At 68.6% G+C, this 19,816-nt stretch carries 18 protein-coding genes and 1 pseudogene; 5 read left to right on the forward strand and 14 right to left on the reverse strand.

The annotated features are described in order from the left end of the window. Position 1: 1 nt before the first annotated feature. The 9 genes from ACZ6O5_RS28080 to ACZ6O5_RS28120 all read right to left on the reverse strand — a co-directional run bounded on the left by ACZ6O5_RS28080 (position 2) and on the right by ACZ6O5_RS28120 (position 8,851). Positions 2–1,192 (reverse strand): sensor histidine kinase, encoded by a 1,191-nt coding sequence (locus ACZ6O5_RS28080; RefSeq protein ID WP_465980854.1) that lies wholly within the window; start codon positions 1,190–1,192, stop codon positions 2–4. A 480-nt stretch (positions 1,193–1,672) separates the two neighbouring features. Further along, on the reverse strand, positions 1,673–2,722 hold the full coding sequence (locus ACZ6O5_RS28085) for an SDR family oxidoreductase (protein WP_465980856.1): 1,050 nt from the start codon (positions 2,720–2,722) through the stop codon (positions 1,673–1,675). Between the two features lie 87 nt (positions 2,723–2,809). Further along, on the reverse strand, positions 2,810–3,970 hold the full coding sequence (locus ACZ6O5_RS28090) for a JmjC domain-containing protein (RefSeq protein WP_465980858.1): 1,161 nt from the start codon (positions 3,968–3,970) through the stop codon (positions 2,810–2,812). Beyond that, positions 3,967–4,719 (reverse strand): class I SAM-dependent methyltransferase, encoded by a 753-nt coding sequence (locus ACZ6O5_RS28095; protein ID WP_465980860.1) that lies wholly within the window; start codon positions 4,717–4,719, stop codon positions 3,967–3,969. The genes ACZ6O5_RS28090 and ACZ6O5_RS28095 overlap by 4 nt, the downstream gene beginning before the upstream one ends. After that, positions 4,716–5,705 carry a hypothetical protein gene (locus ACZ6O5_RS28100; protein ID WP_465980862.1) on the reverse strand — a complete coding sequence of 330 codons (990 nt, stop codon included), beginning with the start codon at positions 5,703–5,705 and terminating at the stop codon, positions 4,716–4,718. The genes ACZ6O5_RS28095 and ACZ6O5_RS28100 overlap by 4 nt, the downstream gene beginning before the upstream one ends. Next, on the reverse strand, positions 5,706–6,509 hold the full coding sequence (locus tag ACZ6O5_RS28105; protein WP_465980864.1) for a DUF5819 family protein: 804 nt from the start codon (positions 6,507–6,509) through the stop codon (positions 5,706–5,708). A gap of 25 nt (positions 6,510–6,534) precedes the next feature. Next, positions 6,535–6,804, reverse strand: coding sequence for a hypothetical protein (locus ACZ6O5_RS28110; RefSeq protein WP_465980866.1), 270 nt, complete (start codon positions 6,802–6,804; stop codon positions 6,535–6,537). Continuing rightward, entirely contained in the window at positions 6,801–7,652 is an 852-nt protein-coding gene (locus tag ACZ6O5_RS28115) for a JmjC domain-containing protein (RefSeq protein WP_465980868.1), read from the reverse strand. Before ACZ6O5_RS28115 ends, ACZ6O5_RS28110 begins: the two co-directional genes overlap by 4 nt. A gap of 14 nt (positions 7,653–7,666) precedes the next feature. Then, on the reverse strand, positions 7,667–8,851 hold the full coding sequence (locus ACZ6O5_RS28120; RefSeq protein ID WP_465980870.1) for a cupin domain-containing protein: 1,185 nt from the start codon (positions 8,849–8,851) through the stop codon (positions 7,667–7,669). Between the two features lie 564 nt (positions 8,852–9,415). On the opposite strand from ACZ6O5_RS28120, the gene ACZ6O5_RS28125 reads away from it, so the two are divergent. After that, positions 9,416–10,102 (forward strand): helix-turn-helix domain-containing protein, encoded by a 687-nt coding sequence (locus ACZ6O5_RS28125; protein ID WP_465980872.1) that lies wholly within the window; start codon positions 9,416–9,418, stop codon positions 10,100–10,102. On the opposite strand, the gene ACZ6O5_RS28130 is transcribed toward ACZ6O5_RS28125, so the two are convergent. Further along, positions 10,068–11,324 carry an MFS transporter gene (locus ACZ6O5_RS28130; protein WP_465980874.1) on the reverse strand — a complete coding sequence of 419 codons (1,257 nt, stop codon included), beginning with the start codon at positions 11,322–11,324 and terminating at the stop codon, positions 10,068–10,070. The genes ACZ6O5_RS28125 and ACZ6O5_RS28130 overlap by 35 nt on opposite strands. A gap of 185 nt (positions 11,325–11,509) precedes the next feature. On the opposite strand from ACZ6O5_RS28130, the gene ACZ6O5_RS28135 reads away from it, so the two are divergent. From ACZ6O5_RS28135 to ACZ6O5_RS28145, 3 genes and pseudogenes are all read left to right on the forward strand, one after another. Next, a complete protein-coding gene (locus ACZ6O5_RS28135) occupies positions 11,510–13,645 on the forward strand; it encodes a S9 family peptidase (protein ID WP_465980876.1) in 2,136 nt (711 codons plus the stop codon). A gap of 331 nt (positions 13,646–13,976) precedes the next feature. Continuing rightward, positions 13,977–14,116: pseudogene (locus tag ACZ6O5_RS28140) on the forward strand (IS5/IS1182 family transposase); the annotation flags it as partial. Positions 14,117–14,368: 252 nt separating this feature from the next. Beyond that, positions 14,369–15,496, forward strand: a complete 1,128-nt coding sequence (locus ACZ6O5_RS28145; RefSeq protein ID WP_465980878.1) for a cytochrome P450 — start codon at positions 14,369–14,371, stop codon at positions 15,494–15,496. 376 nt (positions 15,497–15,872) lie between these two features. Here the strand turns inward: ACZ6O5_RS28145 and ACZ6O5_RS28150 are convergent, their stop codons facing one another. The 3 genes from ACZ6O5_RS28150 to ACZ6O5_RS28160 all read right to left on the reverse strand — a co-directional run bounded on the left by ACZ6O5_RS28150 (position 15,873) and on the right by ACZ6O5_RS28160 (position 17,100). Further along, on the reverse strand, positions 15,873–16,061 hold the full coding sequence (locus ACZ6O5_RS28150) for a hypothetical protein (protein ID WP_465980880.1): 189 nt from the start codon (positions 16,059–16,061) through the stop codon (positions 15,873–15,875). 79 nt (positions 16,062–16,140) lie between these two features. Further along, the gene (locus tag ACZ6O5_RS28155; protein WP_465980882.1) at positions 16,141–16,440 is read right to left on the reverse strand and encodes a hypothetical protein; all 300 of its coding nucleotides are present in this window, start codon (positions 16,438–16,440) and stop codon (positions 16,141–16,143) included. Positions 16,441–16,548: 108 nt separating this feature from the next. Beyond that, entirely contained in the window at positions 16,549–17,100 is a 552-nt protein-coding gene (locus ACZ6O5_RS28160; RefSeq protein WP_465980884.1) for a hypothetical protein, read from the reverse strand. A gap of 31 nt (positions 17,101–17,131) precedes the next feature. Between ACZ6O5_RS28160 and ACZ6O5_RS28165 the strand changes: the two genes are divergently transcribed. After that, a complete protein-coding gene (locus ACZ6O5_RS28165) occupies positions 17,132–17,644 on the forward strand; it encodes a hypothetical protein (RefSeq protein WP_465980886.1) in 513 nt (170 codons plus the stop codon). Between the two features lie 471 nt (positions 17,645–18,115). Here ACZ6O5_RS28165 and ACZ6O5_RS28170 read toward each other — a convergent pair whose 3' ends face one another. Continuing rightward, positions 18,116–18,904, reverse strand: a complete 789-nt coding sequence (locus tag ACZ6O5_RS28170) for a hypothetical protein (RefSeq protein ID WP_465980888.1) — start codon at positions 18,902–18,904, stop codon at positions 18,116–18,118. Positions 18,905–19,816 lie beyond the last annotated feature (912 nt).

Here is a 19,816-nt window from a genome sequence, read left to right on the forward strand (position 1 = left end):
GTCAACCTGGGCGCAGCCCGGGCCTGTCGCGACGAAGAGGTGGCTCCTTCGCGGCCGGCCAGTCCGGTGACCGCGTCCGGTCCAGCTTGGACTGCGCCTGGTCGGCTGCGATCCCGGCCAGCACCAGGCGGACCTGCTCGTGCGGAAGAAGGTCGACGATCTTGGCTCGATCGTTCCTTGGCATTGCCGCGAACACGGCCCGGTGCCCCCGATCGGGGAAGGGCGCGGGTGGTCTTGCCGATGGCTGCAGGATCCGTGCCACGGCCGAGCCGGGAATGGTGACCACGGCCAGGGATCCTCGCGACGCCTTGCGTTGCAGCCTGACTTCGATCGCATGACGCACGGCGAGCCGAGCGACGATGACCAGGCCTATCGTTCGGGATGGCGTGGTCCCGACACTGCCCGGGTTCCGGAGCCACTGCTCGAAGTCGGCGATCGTGGCGGCGGGGATTCCGATCCCGTGATCCTCGATACGAACCACGACTCCCGAACTGGCGGGCGTCACCTCTATCGTGACCGGCGGACCGTCGGGAGCGGAGAACGCAAAGGCATTGTCCAGCAGTTCCGCGACGATGCGAACGACGGGCCGGGCTGTCGAAGGAGTGACACCCGCCTCTCGATGGCCCGAGTTGACCTCGACTCGCCGGTGCTCTCCGAGCTCGGTCTGCGCTGCTCGGATGACATCGATCAGTGGGACGGGGTCCTTCGGGGCGCCACCGAGGTCGACGTTGGCAAGAAGCAGCAGGTTCTCATTATGGCGCCGCATTCTGTTCGCGATCCTCTCCAGCGCCAGCGCGTCCGCATGCAGGCCGGGATCCAGTTCGCCGCGTTGCATGTACGAGAGTTGCTCGGCGAACTGGTCGATCAACGTCTGGCCGCGTCGAGCCATGCTCGCAAATATCTCCTGCTGCCGGCTGACCGACGCGGGGCCCGGACTTTCGCCGTTGCGGACGGCGACCCACAGGGCGCGAAACTCCGTGATACTGCCACCGAGCGCTTCCACCACAACTTCGAGGTTGTTCCACCGCGGCGCTTTGGCGCATCGGAGGACCTGGTTCACGGTGGTGTGGCTGATCGCCCTGCGGGTGCGCTGCGAGACCTCCCGACTGCTCGGCTCCCCGCTCTCCCGGTGCAACTGGTTCAGGCGCGCCCTCAATTGGTCAAGGGCCTCCGACGCCGCATCCGTCGTCATGGCGACCCAGCATGCCACGATCCCGGCGGGTCCTGGGCTCGGGCACGTGGAAAGAGTTGGCCGCGTACGTCAGGGTCTGTCAGAAGGCTGGCTTCACGGGCCGGCCCACCCCATGGTGGGAATGACGGATCAACAAATGGGGTGGGGCGGTGTACTTCCTGGGTCTTGCCGGCGTCTTCCTCATGGCGCCGACACTCCTGTTCGGCTCGATCTATCTCTGGTCACGAGACCCTGGGCGCCGCGGTAGAGCCTGGGACCTGCTCCGACTCCTCCAGCAAGGAAGGCGTCACCCGCTGAGGGCGCTCAGCCGGACTACTGCGGAGTCGCGATCGGCACGTGATTCCGAAACCACTCGCTGACTCTGGCCAGGGCGCGCCGGGTCCCCGGTGCGCCCTGCTGCCATCGGGATGCTCCTGTGGTTCGTCACGGCGCTGGCTCGGCTGGGCGGCTCGGCCGGCGAGGGCCACCTCGCGCGACTGCTCACCGGGCGATGTGATGGCCCGCCTTGACCACCTGGTCGTACTCTCGGCGCCGGGCGTCGTAGGCGCGCGTCAGGACTGCCTCCGCGTCGGATCCCACCGGCAGTCGAAGCGGCGGCGAGTCCATCTGAGCGAGCCGCCAGACCACGTCGGCGAAGAGCTCGGGGGAGTTGATCTCCGCATAGGTGTTCATCTCGTGCAGCGCGCGGAACATGCCCTCGCTGACCGGCGTGTAGTCCGCGATACCGTGCTCCGGTCTCCGCAGGTTGCCGCTGTAGCCGGTGGCGAAGCCGCCCGGCTGCAGGATGGTCACCTTGACCCCGAGGTGCCCGGCCTCGGCGGCCAGCGATTCGGCCGCTCCCTCCAGCGCATACTTGCTCGCGTTGTACGCGGCGAGCCCTGGGATGGGAACCACGTTGGAGACCGAGCTGACGAAGACGGCGTGCCCGCGGCGCTGCGCCCGCCACAGCGGCAGCACGGCGCGGGTGAGCCGCCACGGCCCGAAGACGTTTGTGGCGAACTGCGCGGCGAGCTCCGCGTCGGAGATCTCCTCGAAGGTGCCGAACTGGCCGTAGGCCGCGTTGTTGACCAGAACGTCGACGCCGCCGAAGGCGTCCACCGCACGCTCGACCGCTGCTGCGCACTGCTCCGGATCCCGTACGTCCAGGGCGGCGGCCACCACGTTGTTCGGATGCCGGGCGACCAACCCGTCCAGGGTCTCCGGCTGCCGGGCGGTCGCCACCACCTGGTCGCCCTCGGCGGCGAGCCGGGCCGCGAGAGCCTGACCGAGCCCGCTCGAACATCCCGTGACCAGCCAACGCTTTGTCATCGCCCTCGACCCGCCCATCCACTGTGTTGTGCCGCGAATGCAGGGTGGCAGAGGTGGCGCAAAAGGTGAAGAGGCGTCGACCGTCGTCCGACTGATTCGTCGGGTATCCGGCATCGGGCCCGGCCGGCCGACCAGGAGCATGTGCGGCGACCACGGGGCGGTGCACTTCACGATCGAGGCCGTGGCCAGCGAAACATCGGCCACGGCCTCGATCGCTTGCATGTCGGGCGTCCTCGTCGGGTCGGCCGTGCCGACGGTCCCCATTCACCGCCCGGGTGGCGGTCCGCGGGCTGGAAAGGCTTGTCGGACTCACGCGGCTTGGCGGAGGACGCCGGCCCGTACCAGCGCGCGAATCACGCGGTGCGGATCGGCGGAGACGACGGCCGCCACCTTGCCGGCCGGCCACCGGCCCCCGGTGTCGCGCAGTTGGCGCAATGTGTCGACCAGCTTCGCGTCCAGGCGATACGTGGTCGCGCCGACGGTCACCGCGCCGTCGGCGACGGTGCAGGACGGGCCGATCTCGATGTCGTCGTCCAGTCCGATCCGGTCGGCGTCGGCCAACTGCGCGAACCGGCCCGGCTCACCTGACGGTCGCGCGTCGGGAAGGACGGCCAGCGACGGGGTGGCGTCCGGGTCGGTACGCAGTCGTGCGGCGAGGTCGTCGAGTTCGAGCGCCGACAACCGGCGCAGCAGCGCGTCGCGCCGGGCCGGCAGACCCGGCCCGGTCGCGTCGACCGGCAGCGGCCGATCCAGGAAGGCGTCGTCCAGGAGCAGGTCGGCCACCAGGTCCGTCATCAGGTTCCGCCAGGTGGGCTGGCGGAACGTCACGCTCACGTGCAGCGACAGGTTGCCGCCGTAGTCACCCACGTACGGCGAGTGGGAGGGTACGTAGAGGACGTCGCCGGGTTCCAAGATGGTGTCCACGGCCGGCTCACCCGATGCGCCGACACGGCTGGTGTCGGCGTGCTGGGGCTTCGTCGGCCAGACCCGCCACCGGCGGGTACCGGTGAGCTGGACAATGGCGATCTCCACCGGCCGGTCGTGGACGACCAGGTCCATCCGTCCGGCGGGGGTGAGACAGCCGTCGACCCAGGTCGGGGTTCCCACGGCAGCCGCCACGTCGTGAGCCAGGTCGAACAGAGCCGGCACGAAGCGCTGTAGGTGCGGCCAGATCAGCGTGGCGCCGGCCTCGAAGTAGCGGTACACCCGCTCGGCCACCGCGTATTCGGCGTGCACACCGCCCGAGGACTCGGCCACGGCGGTGTACTCGACCGGGACGATGATGGTGTTCTCGGCGGCGATCCGGATGTCCGCCGCGCGGATGGTGCGGGACCGCAGCAGCCGATCCAGGTCGCGCACGGTGAGCAGGTCACCCGGTGGGCACCGCATGGCCTGCCTGCGCACGACGGCCTCGCGGGCCAGCACGGTGGCGAACTCGGTCGGCGACCCGAAGATGTCGACGAACGTCACTGTAGATCCCTTCTGTGCTGGTAGCTCGAGATGCAGACGCCGGTTCCGGTGAAGGGCTCCCGTGACCAGCCGCCGAATCGGCCGGTGCGGCGCAGTCCGGCCAGGCGCGCCATCAGGTCCAGCTCGGCGGGCCAGACGTAGCGCATCCGCAACGGCGCGAGGTGCACGCCGTCGGCGCGGAAGTTGACCGTCTGCCGCACCAGGGTCTGTTCCGCCGGATCGTGCAGGATCATGACAAGCTCGGTGCGGTCGGGCCGGATCTGCGTGGGTGCGATGATCTTGTTGTTGACGAAGTCGGACAACCCGATCATCTGGGTCTCCAGCACCAGGTGGCCGTCGTCGGCGAGATGACGTGCGGCGTTGCGCAGGAAGGCGACCTGCGTGTCCTGGTCGGGCAGGGAATAGATGGTGTTGAACACGCAGTACACGAGATCGAAGCGTTCGTCGAGCTGGACGTCGACCATGTCCGCGTGGCGCGTCTGGATCAGGCCGGCCGGGTCCTTGGTGCCCAGCACGGCGAGCATGTCCGCGGAGTTGTCCACGCCGGTGAGTTTCAGGCCCGAGCCGGACCCGAGCGGCAGGGCGATACGGCCGGTGCCGACACCGAACTCCAGGACCCGACTGCCGGCACCGACGAGATCCTTGAGGAATCGGACCGCCGGCTCGGTGGGCCAGCCGGCACCGATCTCGTCGTCGTAGTGCCCGGCCTCGTTGCGCAGGTACTGCGCGGAGGACGACCAGTCACTCATCGTGCACCACCGACCAGGTCGGGCTCGGGGGCCGGTACTGCCGGCGAGACCGGAGCGTTCCGGCGGTACACCGACGCGAAGCGCCGCCTGAGCCAGTCGCGGGTCGCGCGGTAGTCGCCGTCGGACAGCAGCGCACAGTCAGCGGCGATCATGTAGAGCGCGAAGCTGACGAGGCCCATGGTGGCCCCGATGCCGAGGTGCATGCCGATCACCAGCAGCAGCGCGATCTCGCGGAGCCGCCGGTTGCGGCCGGGCACCAGCAACACCACCGCCATCTGCACCGTGATGGTCAGGTAGCAGGCGAGCGTCACCAGTGCCGCGTTGTGCATGAGCGCGGTGGCGGTGTCGCTGTACTGGAACTGGTGCAGTTGGCTGATGTAGTAGAGCGCGTTGCCCTCGCGCCAGCGGGTGTCGACGATCTTCCAGAAGCTGGACACGGCGTAGACGACGCAGATCTGGAAGACGACCAGCACCGCAGCGGCGTTGTGCACACTGTTGAGCAGCGTCGGCTGGTCGCTTGTCGCTGCCAGCCGGGCGCGGGTTCGCGCGGCGAGCGGGCTGAGGTACGCGTTGGTGGTGACGAACACCAGCAGCAGCAACAGGATCCGGGCCAGGTTGTCGCCGCCGTCAAGCACGTTGGGATTGCGCTGGTCAAGTGACCAGATGAAGATCGCGTTGACCAGGGTCAGTGCCCTTCCGCCCAGGACGGTCCAGACCAAGGCAGCCACCAGGCCGGAAAGGTAGACCAGGTTGAACCATGTGTCACCGTCGCTGAGGCGATAGAGGGAGAAGACGCTCCCGGAGGAGTGCTGGGAGGCGCTGAAGCTGGCGAAGCTGGTGGTCCCGTTCGGCCCGTAGAGGACGTCCCGGTACGGGAGGTTGGCCAGGTAGATGAGGGCGGTGGTGGCGCCGAGCCCGATTCTGAGCAGGGACAAACCGATCAGTCGTCGGCGGCCGGTGGCGAAACGGTCGAGGAAGGGGGACATTCACCGCTCCGGGGGTTGGTAGGACATCCAGCCGGTGTCGGCGATGCGGATGGGCGGGTCCTGTTCGGGGTTCGCCTCGTGCCGCTCGGAGAAGCGCAGGATCGCGGTCCAGGTGTAGAAGACCCGCACCCGCACCGGTTCGCCGTCGAGTTGGACGCCGGGCACCATCATCGAGGCGAGCCGGCCGATCTGCCCGCTCACCTGCTTGCGGGCACCGGCCAGGCTCTCCCGGGCCGCGGCGAGGTACTCGGCGTCACTCATCTGCCCGGCGCCCTCCAACTCCTGCCAGCCGGCGGGCAGGATGCTGGCCTCCTGCGCGCTGATCGGGTGGCTGGGATCGGCGGGGTCGGTCAGCGGCTGCCCGTTCTGTCGACTGGTGATGAGCCGCTCGAGCTTGGTCTCCGAGGTCGCGATGTCGGAGAGCGAATAGCCGAGGTTCAGCACGGTGCGGTCGACCCGGGGCGGGAAGAGCCGGTGCGCCTTGGCCTCGGCGATCAGCGGCTGCGTGAGCGACAGCACCGGGCTGGTCGTCGTGGTGCCGCCGGTGCGGTACTCGACCTGGAGCCAGCCGTCGTAGTTGCCGTTGGGCGGGTTGGGTGCGAAGAGTCGCCACCGCTGCGTCAGGTAGGGGTCGACGACGGCGTCGAGGGTCGACTGCATCCGCACCTTCAGCGGTGACGGCGGCAGGTTGTACCCGATGACGGACACCGCGTACGCCATGACGACGAGCAGGGGCAGGATGCGGGCGATCCGTTGCGCGACGCGGGCCGGTCCGGACTGCGTCCAGCCGGGGGGTCTGATCACCAACCGCGGCATGCGTGTGCTCCCTTCAGTTGAACTGGCGGTCGGAGTTGGCCGAATCGGGTTGTCGGCGTGGATTGACCTGTCCGATCGCACTCTCGATGGCCTGGTCAGCGGGCAGCATGGTGTTGGCCCCGTCCGCGTCGTGCGACTCGAAGATCACGCCGTTTCGGCTGTCGAGCACGTCGGCGGGGGCGGGCACCCTGATGGTCGGCGTGGGATGGGCGGGTACCGCGAAGGCGGTCAGCCATGCGGCGACCAGCGCGCCCAGGGCACCGATCAGGACCTTGCGGATCACGGGAGCTCCCTGGAGTCGATCAGGCGGCGCAGTTCCGCAGCCGCGTCGAGCTGGTCCAGCCGGGCGGCGAAGCGGGCCAGTGCCGCTTCGTCGGGACGAGCGGCGTCGCCGTACTCCCCGCTGTCGAGGAGCCGCCGTACGCTCACCGCCAGGACGTCGCGCCACAACCGTGGCTGGACGCTCACCGACAGGTGCAGCGACACCCGGTCCTCGGCCACCGCCACGTGGGGCGTGTTGTACGGCATGTACAGCACGTCGCCCGGCTCCAGCACCGCCTCGAACGCCGGCTCACCCAGTTCCTCGATCCGGTAGTGACCGAAGGTCTCCTTGCGCGGTGCCAGCGTCTCCCACAGCTTCCAGTGCTTGGTGCCTTCGACCTGGATGACGAACACGTCGATCGGGTCGTGGTGCGGAGAGAAGCCCTGCCGCCCGGCCGGGGTGAGGAAGGCGGTCACGCTGCTGCGGGCCGAGAACCTCTCGGCGAGCACCGCCGTGAGCGCCCGGAGCGACGGGCTGAGCTGCTCGGCCGAGCTCCAGGTCACCGTCGCGCCGGTGCGGAACAGTTCGTACACCCGCTCCGGCACGACGACGTCGGTCACCATGGCGCCCTGCACGCGGACCGGCGCGGTGTACGCCGCCAGTGGCGTCGCCTGACCGTCGACGGTCACGCCGAGATACGGCGGCCGGAGCGCTTCGAGGTGCAGCAGGCCGTCCAGGTCGGCGATCGAGAGGACGGACCGAGGATCGTCGGCCAGCGCCACGCGGCGCAGCAGCGGCGCCTGGTTGAAGTGGTGTGCGAAGAACTGTGTCTCGTCGCCCGCGAGTTCGGCGAACGTCGGGGTGTACATCGGAGTCCGCCCGGTCAGCGCGCGACCGTGAGGACGCCGAGTCGCGCGAGCGCCTGGGCGATGCCGACCGAACGCTCGGTCTCGACATCGGGATTGATTTCCCGGGCGGGGACCGGCTCGCCGCTTGTCATCCGTTCGAGGGTCGCCGCGACCGCGCTGGGAATCGCGATGGTGTGGCCGTTGACCTTGGTCTTGGTCCGGCCGTCCTGGCTCTCCTGGAACGTCACGGCGACGTCGGTACGCCGCAGCAGCGTGCTCCCGCCGATGGCGTCCAGTGCCGCGATGGTCTGGAACTCGTTGCCCTGGGCGGTGCCCTCGGAGTGTTGTCCGAGCGTCATCAACCGGCGCAGCTCGGCCTCGACGTCGATCTCCCGCAGCCGCTCGGCCAGCAACGCCGCGTGGTCGGTGAAGGCCGGGACGAGGTCGGTGACGGTGCCTTCGTGCAGGTAGGGGAACTGCCAGAACGCCTCGGTGTCCAGCAGCCGTTCGACGGCCAGCCCGAGCAGATCGCGCCACATCCTCGGCCGCACCATCACCGACAGGTGCAGCGAGACCTGGTCCTCGGCCGCCGCCACGTGCGGCGTGTTGTAGGGCAGGTAGAGCACGTCGCCGGCCTGCAGGGTCGTCTCGATCACCGGCGTGCCGAGTTCTTCGAGCTTGTAGTGTCCGATGTCGCCGCGGCGCGTCGCCGGCGGCTCCCACAGCTTCCAGTGCTTGGTGCCTTCGAGCTGGATGATGAACAGGTCGACCGGGTCGTGGTGTGGTGAGAAGCCCTGCCGGCCCGCCGGCGTCAGGAAGGCCACCACGTCGCTGCGGGCCGCGAATTTGGTGGCGAGCATCCGGGTCAGCGCCCGCACCGAGGGCAGCACGTGGTTGAGGGAACTCCAGGTGAGGGTGGCCCCGGTGCGGAACAGCTCGTAGACGCGTTCGGCCACGACCGTGTCGGTGACCGTGGTGCCCTGGACGCGGGTCAGGGTGGTGTATGCCCGTTCCGGGACACCGTCGCCGTCCTTGGTGATGGCGAGGTACGGCGGGCGGATGGCTTCGAGGTGCAGGAGTTCGTCGAGGTCCGCGACGGACAGGACGTCGCGGGAGTCTCCGGACAGCGCGGCCCGCCGCAGCAGCGGGGTCTGGTTGAAGTGATTCGCGAAGAACTCAGCCTCGTCGCCGGCGAGCTCCTCGAATGTCGGAGTACGCATTTTCATCCATTCTCAAGAACTGTAACAAGCGAGGTGGTGCTGGTGGAGCGATTCGCTCCACCAGCACCACGTTTCGGTCACGCGATCGCGTTGAAGTACGAGAGGGCCCGCAGGTCGGCGGAGGTCTCGATGAATTCGAGGTCCATTTTCCACACCTCCAATCAGTGATCGACGGAACATTTGCCTCGCGATATCGACGAGCTGGCTGACCAAATGCATCAGTTGGGCCAACCGAGAGCAAGCCTGGCACAGGAGAAGAGTGCCGGATATCGCGGAGAGCCGAGACGGGCAGCAGTTGCCAGTGGGCGGGGTCTCTGATATGACAGGGGCCTGCGGCTCACCGAGCGTCATGCCGCATGGCGGCCAGATAGGCAATGCTGCTGGTCAATGTCCTTGTCGCAAATCATGGACGTTTACGATGCGTGTTTATGGAACTCGGGTCCTTGTTGGGAACTCGGGGTCGAGGTAAGTTCGGCGAAGCTGGCCCACGCTCGGGTCGCACTCCATGGCAGCTCGTGAGACATATCACTGTGAACTGTGAGTCTAGCCACTGGAACGGGGACAATGAAAAAGATCATTATTCAGGGCCCCACGCGCCCGGGGGTCCAGCCAAGTCAGGTCACCTTGACGTCAGGGCAAAGCGCAACCATTGGCGTATGCCAATGCAATCAATGCCCCTTCGATCTGCGGGTGTTGGCTTCGGGCGCACCACCGCTGAGCTGGCGGATCACCGCCGGGGAGACCTTCTGGCTGCTCAGCAATCTGTCCGATCGGCATCCGGTCACCGTGCAGAACATGGATGACTGGTACCAGTACGTCATCGTCGACCCGGAACGGCTGGACGTGCCGGTGCCGTTCGAGCTCGCACATATCGACCTGACCGCTTCGTCTTCCGGACCGAAGGTCTCCGTGTTCGGCCACGAACCGCGATACATTCGCGCGTCGCCCAGGCCGTGCTCCGTTTGCCAGCAGGTGGCGGCCCGCAGGCCGCTGCTCGACCAACGGTCCACGTACTTCGCGGTGCTCGGGGAACTGTGCGTGGAACGGCTGCGTGGCGAGATGGACGCGGTGCTGCCCACGTCGGCCGAGATGGCCCGCCGGCTGTCCAGCAGGGGACACCCGATCAGTGCGGGAGCGGTGGACGCCCACATCAAGTATGTCGCCGAAAAACTCGGCCTTCCCAAGGGGGTCGATCGGGCGACGCTGGTCGCCGTGATCATCCGTTCCGGCCTGCTGCACCAACCAGCGTGACGGAATCGTCTGCCGCGTGCCGCTGCCGGCGACTCATGGTCAGGACCGGCACCGCACTTGCGAGCACCAGGGCCAGCGCGGACGCGCCGGACCAGATGAGCACCAGACGCGGTGAGATGACCTCCAGTAGTCCACCGGCGATCAGGAATCCGGCCACCATCGCTCCATTGATCACCGCGCCGAGGGTGGCGAACCCCATCCCCCGCGCCTCCTCCGGGGTGCGACGCGCGACGAGTGTTCCGGCCGCGGAGCCCAGCATGCCGTTGCCGATCCCGCCGATCACGAACGCCGGTATCACCCAGCCTGCCCCGCTGACGGTGCCGCCGGCCAGGATGCCGGCGCTGACCAGCGCAAGACCGGTGACCAGCCTGATCAGGTAACCATGGTCGTCGGTCCGGCCACGCGCCGCCGCCCAGGCCCCGAACACCAGGCCGAGCATCCAGCTACCCATGACGATGCCGTACATCGATGCGGAGGCATGCAACGTGCCGCGGACGAAGAAGACGACCGCGACATCCATCAGGTTCGCCGCCGCGACGACCGCTGCCACCATGACCAGCGCGACGAGCAGCACGCGGTCGTCGCGCACCCGGTAGGCCACGACCGGCGGGCTGTGCGGTGCGGACGGCGCCGGCTGCCGGTGGGCGCGGCTGGTGCGGATCACCAGACCCACCAGCGCGACGGCCAGGAAGCTGGCCGCGTCGAGCACCAGCGGCAACCTCGGTCCGTCGATCGAGACGAGGGCGCCGGCGAGCACGGGCCCGGCGAACATCCCGGCGGAGGTGAACGTCTGGGTGATCGCGCTTGCCCGTGGGACGTTGTCCACGCCCACCATCGCGGGCGCGAGCGCGGCGAACACCGGTTGGGTGACGGCGACCCCGCATGCCAGCAGCGCGTTGAGGGCGATGAGCATCCCCGGGACCGACGTGGTGAGCATCGCCAGGCAGCACAACGCCTGCACCGGCGCGACCGCCATGATGATCCGCCGGCTGTCGAGCCGGTCGGCGATCCGTCCGGTCCACCGGGCCAGTAGCACCGGCGGCAGGGCCGCACTGAGCAGCAGCGCGGCTACGGTGTATCCGGCGGCACCCTGCTGCTGGAGCACGATAGCCAGCGCCGTCGCGGCGAGCAGGTCACCGCACACCGAGATCCCACGCGCGCTCGCGATCAGATAGACCTCGTTCCAGCGGGGCTGGTCCATCTCCACTCCAATCAATGCCATCGATGCGCCAATAGACCTGGTCACGCAATGGATTGCGGTGCGAAAGAATCAGTCCTCAAGATGGGAGCCCACCTGGACGAATGTCGGGGACCACGTCAACCCGATGCGGCAACCGTACTATAAAAGGCTCGGCGTGCCCAGACATTCTTATCGTCCGCGACCGGCGCCGCCCTAGCGTGGGTCGCATGAAGCGTCCGGTGCCCCCACGAGCCAAGCAGATCGCGACCCAGCGCACCTACCACGGCGACACGGTCATCGACGAGTATGCGTGGCTCCAGCAGCGTGACAACCCCGACGCGATCGCCTATCTCCGTGCGGAGGCCGACCACACGGCGACGGCGACGGCGCACCTGGCCAGCCTGAGGGACCTGCTGCTGGACGAGTTCCGGTCCCGAACGCCGCCGGCCGAACTGACCGTGCCGGTGCTCAAGGACGGCTACTGGTACTACAACCGCACCGAGGCGGGTCGGCCCTACATCCTGCATTGCCGCGTCCCGGCGTCGACGGGTGCGACAGCCCCGCCCGAGCTCGGCGGTGCGGCCGGGACCGGCGGCCCCCTGCCCGGTGAGGAACTGCTGCTGGACCGCAACATCCTCGCGGGTGACTCGCCGTACTTCAATCTCGGCATCTTCGACGTCAGCCCGGACGGCCGGCTGCTGGCACACGGTGTCGACCACATCGGAGATGAGCGGTTCACCTTACAGATCAAGGATCTTTGCGGCGGCACCCTGCTGCCCGACCGGATGCCCGGCGTCAGCTACGGATCGGCCTGGTCCGCCGACGGAACCAGGCTGTTCTACGTCACCGCCGACGACACCGGCCGCCCGTACCGGGTCTGGCGGCACACGATCGGCTCATCGGCCGGCGACCGGCTGGTCCACGAGGAGCCCGACCGTCAGTTCCGGCTCGGGGTCGCCCTCAGCCGCTCCCGCGGATTCATCGTCATCACCTCACGTAGTCGAACCACCAGCGAGGTGCACGTGATCGCCGCGGACCGAGCCGACGGCCCGCCGGTCGTCGTCGCACCCCGACGCCCCGGCGTCGACTACACCGTGGACCACCAAGGAGACCGGTTCCTGGTCCTGCACAACGCCGGCGCCCCCGACTTCGCGCTCGCCTGGACCCCGGCCGCCGCCCCGGGCGCCTGGCATTCCCTGGTGGAGCACGTCGCCGGTGTCCGACTCACCCAGGTGTACGCGTTCGCTCGGCACACGGTGCTGGCGCTGCGCCGCAACGGCCTGACCGGGCTGCGCGTCCTGTCCCCGGACGGCACCGGGATCCGCGACGTCGTGTTCCCCGAACCGATCCACACCGTCCGGCCCGATCGGAACCTGGAGTACGCCACCACACTGTTCCGGCTTCGATACGCGTCGCTCGTCACGCCCGAATCGGTCTACGACTGCGACCTCGGCTCGGGCGAGTTGCTGCTGCGCCGGCGGACCAGGGTGGGGGGCGGATTCCGGCCCGAACACTACGAGCAGCACCGGGAGTGGGCGACGGCTCCGGATGGCGTACGGGTGCCGGTGTCCATCCTGGCCCGCCGCGGCGCTCCCCGTACCGGCGGCGTTCTTTATGCCTACGGCGCCTACCAGGTGCCGGCTGACCCGTGGTTCTCTCCGACGACGCTGTCCCTGGTGGATCGAGGGGTGGTCTTCGCCGTCGCGCATCCGCGTGGCGGCGGGGAACTCGGACGTTCCTGGTGGGACGGCGGCCGACTGCTGGCGAAGAAGAACAGCTTCACAGACTTCCTGGCGGCCGCCGAGCACCTGACGGACGCGGGGTGGGTCGCCTCCGGCCGTCTCGTGGCGCGGGGTGCGTCGGCCGGCGGACTGCTCGTCGGCGCCGTCGCCAACCTCGCGCCGGATCGATTCGCCGGGATCGTGGCGGAGGTGCCGTTCGTGGATCCTCTCACCACGATGTTGGACCCGGACCGGCCGCTGACCGTGCGGGACCGGGATGAGTGGGGCGACCCGGTCGCCGACCCGGACGTCTATGCATACCTCAAGTCGTACGCTCCCTACGACAACGTCGGCGAGCACCGGTACCCTCCGATCCTTGCGACAGCCGGCCTGCACGACACCCGGGTCGCCTGTCACGAGCCGGCGAAGTGGGTGGCCCGCATCCGGTCGCTGTCACCGGCCACAGCGGTGCTGCTGCGCACTGAGATGCACGGCGGGCACAGCGGACCGAGCGGACGGGAGCGGTCGTGGCGAGCGGAGGCGTTCATCACCGCATGGATACTCGACCGGCTGGCCGCGCCCGCCACCCGGCCGACGTCGCCCTCGTCGGAACCGGCCCCAGCGGACCGGCAGCCGGGGTGACGCTCGCGCGGGCCGGACCGGGAGCGACGCTGTACGAGGTGGCCGGTCGGCTCGGCGGCGGTCAGCGCCCTGCGAATCCTCACCGACCTCGACCGTGCCGACGCCCACGGTCCACGCCGCCGCCTAGCCGGTCTTGGTTGAACACCACGGCCAGGCATTTCGGACAGCCGACCCTGGATTCCGGTTGCCCCCGAAACCCGGGCCAAATATTAGCAAGGAGTGACGACGCTCGATGAAGGATAAGCGGCTTGATTGCAGCTCAGTGACCATCCCGGGCAGGTGATGACAAGGCGCTCCGGCTACTTTCCGTTAAAGAAGGACGCGCCACCCGACCTGCCGCAAGCGCAACGTCGGGAAACGCTGCTTCAACCGCCTCAGGCAGTGGCGTGACCTGGCCACCCGCTACGCCAGACGCGCATCCATCTCCCCGGCCAGCCGCGTCCGGACACCGCCACCATCTGGCTTCCATGATCGGGGGACAGGCCCTGGTCGAAACCCGCCCCGACCTGGTTCCCGCCAATTTCCTGCGCTTTGCTGGGAGCTTTTCCGGCTGGTCGAGCGACAGGCGCCCGGGGGCTGGCGGGCATGGCGCCGGCGTACGTCCCACGTCATAATCACCGGATGGAGGATATGAACGGGCCGATTCGGCAGGACAGATTGTTCACCCTCAAGGCGCTGGAAAACCCGACCCGCCTGTTCCACCGAATTCGGGCGGAAACCCCGGTGACCTGGGTTCCGGAGCTCAACGCGTACCTCGTCACCCGGCACGCGGACATCGTCGCCGGGTTGAAGGACCGCCGCCTGGCCAACGCGAACATGTCCCAGGGGCTCCGGCGGTTGAGTCCCGCCGAGCAGGACGAACTGCTGCCGCTGCGCGCCTCGATCGACATGTGGATGGGGCACACCAACACCGCTGACCACGTCCGCTTCCAGCAGCTGTTGAAGCGCTACTTCACGCGCCCCACAGTGGACGCGCTGCGCCCGCGGGTACGCGAGTTGACCCACGAGCTGCTCGACGCCGTGGCGCCGCAGGGCCGGATGGACGTGGTCAAGGACCTGGCGTTCCCGCTGCCGGCGAACGTCATCGCCGAGATGCTCGGCATGCCGATCCGTGACCGCGAACTGCTCCAGGCCTGGTCGCGGGACATCCTCACGGTCTTCAAGATCGCCAACCTGCCCCAGTTGCGCCGGTGCCAGCGCAGCATCCTGGAGATGCAGGACTACCTGCGGCCACTGCTGGCGGAGCGCCGGCAACGGCCGCGCGAGGACGTGCTGAGCACGTTCGCGGCCGCCGAGAAGGACGGCCTGGTCACCGAGGACGAGATCGTCGCCAACTGCGTGCTGCTGCTGTTCGCCGGCCACGAGACGACGGCCCACCTCATCGCGAACGGGCTGCTCCTGCTGTTCCAGAACCCCGAGCAGCTCGACCTGCTCAAGGAGAAGCCGGAGCTGACCCCGTCAGCCGTGGAAGAGATGCTGCGCTGCGACGGCCCGGGCGGGGGCGTCGTGCGGATGACCACCGAACCGGTGGTGATCGGCGACGTGCCCATTGCGGCGCACCAGACCATCTACCTCGCCATGGTGGCCGGCAACCGTGACCCCGAGGTGTTCGACGAACCCGACCGCTTCGACATCACCCGTACCCCCAACCGACACACCGCGTTCGGCATGGGCGCGTCCTACTGCCTGGGCGCCGCGCTGGCCCGGATGGAAACGGACGAGTGTTTCCGCATCCTGCTTGATCGTTTCCCGGACCTGCACCCGGTCGACGCGACACCGGACTGGCATGCCAGCTCGCCGTTCCAGCATCACCTGAACACGCTGCGGGTCAAACTGACCGCCCGCCACTGACCCGGCCGCCCACCCTCCGACCGCCCGCCCGGCGGCCTTGCACTGCACGTACCGGGACACCTCGGGGCGCGGCAGGACGAGGAACAGTTCGGCCGCCAAACCCTCGACCACCACGCCGCGACGTCGTCCGGCTCAAGCGGCTCGCCGGCCGCGGTGACGGCCTCCGCCGCGGCCGGCGAGCCACCAACATGGGGTACGCACGCCCTGCGGGCACAGCGCGCTGACCCGAAGGCCGCTGTCGCCGTAGGTCACCGCCAGCCATTCGGCGTACGCCACCGCGCCTGCTTCGTCGCGGTGTACGGCGCGTCGCCCGGGGCACCAGCAGACCGGCCGCCGAGCAGGTGTGCGGCAGGTGACCGCCACCGCGGGGCCGACATCAGGGGCACCAGGCACGCGCGGAGTGGACGTGGACCAGCACGTTCACCTGCCGGGTGAGGGGCCCAGTCCTGGTCCGGGGCGTCCAGCCCTCGTGGCCGAACGCGACGCCCGCGTTGGCGCAGCACAGGTCGGTCGGCCCGTGCTGCCGCTCGACGGCGTCGATCAGCGCGACGACCTCGTACTCCACACCGCCACGTCGGTGCGCGTCGCCAGCGCGGGAACGTCCGCCTGCCGGTTTCGGCGGGCACGCCGGCGCGATCCGCCACTCAGACGCCGGCCGCGCCCTCAGCGGCTAACCGGCGCGCCATCGCGGCGCCGATCCCGCTGGCGCCGCCGCGGGTGCCGGAAACCGTCCGGACGCCGGTGAGGGCGACCGTCAGCCCTGTGTCGGCGAGGATCGTGTCAAACAGCGCCGGGCGTCTGCCGGCCCGATCGCGGATCAGGAAACGGGCCGGGCAGCCGCGTCGTGGAGGTCCATGCCGAGGTACGCCAAGCGAAGGCCCAACCCGGGCATCCTCGCCCGTGGTGGCCACCGATACGAGCAGCCTGGACAGGTCGAGGAGCACAAGTTCCCTCCTTGCCGTCAAACCTGTCATGACCAGGGCGGACGGCACTGCCGGCACCGCAAGGCGAAGGACTAGCATGTCGGGATGACTGCTTTTCGTGTCGCTATATCAACGGATGACGATGAAACTGCTGGTGCGTTTCAACTCCTGATCAGGATTGAAGCCAGCGGCGGCGTGCACCGGATCGCTGAGATAACGATGCGCAGCAATGGCCCGGCCGGCTTGACCGTCGGCTCGCTGCCTGAGATAGATCTTGAGGCGATCGGGCAGGCACTCATTGGGGGCGCGGGAGCCTCGCGTGCCGGTAGTTCGGCAGTGGGGGCCGGCGCGGCGGCCGGAGTCGTCGGTCCCGGCGCGCCCGCCGGCGGTCGGGTTTCGACTCGCGGGCGGTCCGACACTCAGCAGTCGGTTGACGATGCGGCGGATCATGGCCGCCTTGCCGCGGTGCAACCCGCAGAGGCGACGCGCGGTCAGGGGACGGGATCGGGTCGCGCCTACCGCCGCATGCCTGATGCGGAAGAGGTCAGGGCCGTGTACGAAGCCGCCGGTACCGTCACCGGCGTCGCCGAACACTACGGGGTTCCGCGGCACACCGCGAAGGGTTGGATAGGCCGGCTGCGGAAGCTGAACGGTGAACCGTCGTAGCAGTCTGCTGCTCATGGTCGAGCCCACCGCACAGAGGAGAGCTTTGATGAGCGAGTACCTCATCACAGTTGAGCAGATTGGCGGCATCGGGCAGATAAAGGTCGTTGTGGACCTGGCCTCAGCCGGCCCTGCCGTCCGGGAGATTTCGGTACGGCCTGACGAGGGTGGCTCCACCGTGCCGCAGAGGCTGGCTGAGCTGGACTTTCGACAGATTGTCGAGATTGCGTTTCGGCTGTCCGGAGAGGCGGAGACCCCTGGCTCGGTGCCGGACGTCGTTGACCGACACGACAGCGGACGAGACGAACCCGCGCAGCCGATCGACGGAGGGCGGACGTCGGCGCCTGCGGACAAGGTGCCGTCCGGGCGCGTCGGTAAGCACGTCAGCGACATGCCACCCGACTTCCCCGTCACGTACTGGAAGATGGGGAGTGCGGCGAGGGTCGCCGAGCACTACTCGGTTCCCCGGCAGATCGCCAACGGCTGGATCAAGGAGCTGCGACGAACCGGTAAAGCGCCGGATCCATGGCGCCAGGGACGGACGCGCGGGCGGCCACTGTGAGCCAGGCCATGTCGCACGCCTCCCGGACACGGGTTCAGGCCGCTGCCGGCAGGACGTGAGTGCGAATGACCTTGCCGACGTCGGCTTCGAAGCCGAGCACCGTACGAATCCGTTGCAGGCTCACCGGGACGACGCTCGGCGCTGGCGGTCCTGCACCCGATTGAACACGGCGCGTCGGCCCCGGCAGCGGCGGTATTGATCGTCTTCATGTGCCGGTGTTCCTCAACGGCCGGTTCCTCAGTGCCGCCCGATGGCCGGACTCGCAGGCGTGGCAGTCGCCCGACCGACTGCCACGAGTGGTGCGTCGACCCGGCCGACGCCCCGACTGGTGCGAGGACCTGCTCAACGGATCGGAGCGGGCCCGAGCCGGTGTTCCCTCCGCCGGGTCGCGGCGCGATGGTGGCTCACGTGCGACCACCGCGCTTCTCAAGAGCGCGGTTGCCGTGTCGGCCGATGACGATCCGCGGAACGTCAAGCCTCGCCGCGAGTGCCCGGACTGCCGAGCGCCGCACGGGCGCGCGCCCTGAGGTCGTCGGAAGCACGCTCAACGTCTACCTCAGGCACGCCGGCGACCGGACGGCGGTTGTGCCGGACGCGGACGCAGCCGTCGGCGTAGACGTCGAGCAGGTGAGCGCCGACGTCGACAGCATGCTGGGACCGGTACTCAGCGACGCCCGGCGCGCGGACTTCCGCGCTGTTCGCAGCCGGCCCGGCCGGGACCCAGGCATTCCTCCCCTGTTCGGCGCGCAAGGAGTCGGTGCTGACGACGACCGGCGGCGGGCTGCGGATCCCGATGTCGAACCTGACAGTGTGGACGCCGCGGGCCCGGCCTGGCCGACCGGCTTCATCGACCGCCCGAGCCTCGTCGGGACGGCGCAGCTCGTCGATCTGGATCCCGGACCGTGTCATGGCGTGCGCCACAGTGTTGTCGGTCCGGTCCCTTGCGGGTCCGCGAACCCGACGACGCGGAGGCGTTCGCCACCACCGGCTTCGTCCGCTGACCCGGACCGACGGCCAGAGCCGGCCGAACTCGCCCGTGTCGCCGAACGACGCGAGCAGCCGGGCCGCCTCCTCGCGCTCCTTCTTCGTGATTGCGGTCGTTGCGCCGGACGCTTGACAGGATGCGCGGATATTGAGAATCGTGTATGGACAAGTCGTTCCGTAGAAGAAAACTTCTACGGGGGGAAGGATCATTGATGCCTCGTCCACGTTTGCCCGTTCGGTCGTCGGATCGGCGTTGATCGCCGGGCGGCTCGTCACGCTTCCTCGATCGCCGCCGCTCAGGCGTCGGCTCCTAGGCCCAGCGACTTAGCTCGGTCATGCGAGCTGCATCGTTCACCTCGAAGTGTGCCTAGGCAATCGGCGGGTCTGCCGCACCTCATGGATCGCCTCATAAGATAATCCGGGATCACCAGTCTCTTGTAGACGGCGGCCCATAGTGGATTTGCCATGCGAAAGGGCCACCAGCTGCCATGGACGATTCTGGACGGGTTCTGGGACTAGCTCGGGCCGCTGCCGCCCGGCACGCGCAGTGGTGCCGCCCGCCGGGATCGAAATGGTGACACGAGGCCGAGTGGCGCGCGGCGGGAGCCCGGCAGGGCCGGCACGAGGTACTGCCGGCCGATCCGCACGCTGCGGACGCACTCGACTGGCTGTAGGCGTTGTTCGACAATTCGTCCGTGTGGGATCAGCAGGGCGACCCAGGGTGGGCCGGCGGGGTCGGAGGCGCGAGTATCCCGCTCGCTGTCAGTCTGACCGTCGGCAACCGGCTCGACGTCTCCAGTTTGCGCCGTCAATCAATTCCACCCCAATAGTGCGAGCACTGCGGCGGCTCTGCCGCCTGCCGGATGCGTTCGAATCCGATCGAGGCCGTGGTGACGAGATCTACCACGATCAGGGCATCGCGCACCAGATTTTCGTTCAACTCGCTACAAGGCGCAGCCGATATCACGTGTAGGTCAGGTGGCTGTGTGAGCGCAGCCGGGCGTCACCGGCCTGGCTCACTTCCAGGCCGCTGGTTCGTGTTTCCGCAGTTGGATGAGAATGCCTGAGGATGGCGATGTCTGAGACCTTCAACGATGTCTGAGGCCTTCCGGGGTCAGGATAGTGCGATTGCTGTTATTGGTGTGTCGTGTCGTTTGCCGGGTGCGGTTGGTCCGGCGGCGTTCTGGG

The organism is Micromonospora sp. NPDC049201, from assembly GCF_055586805.1.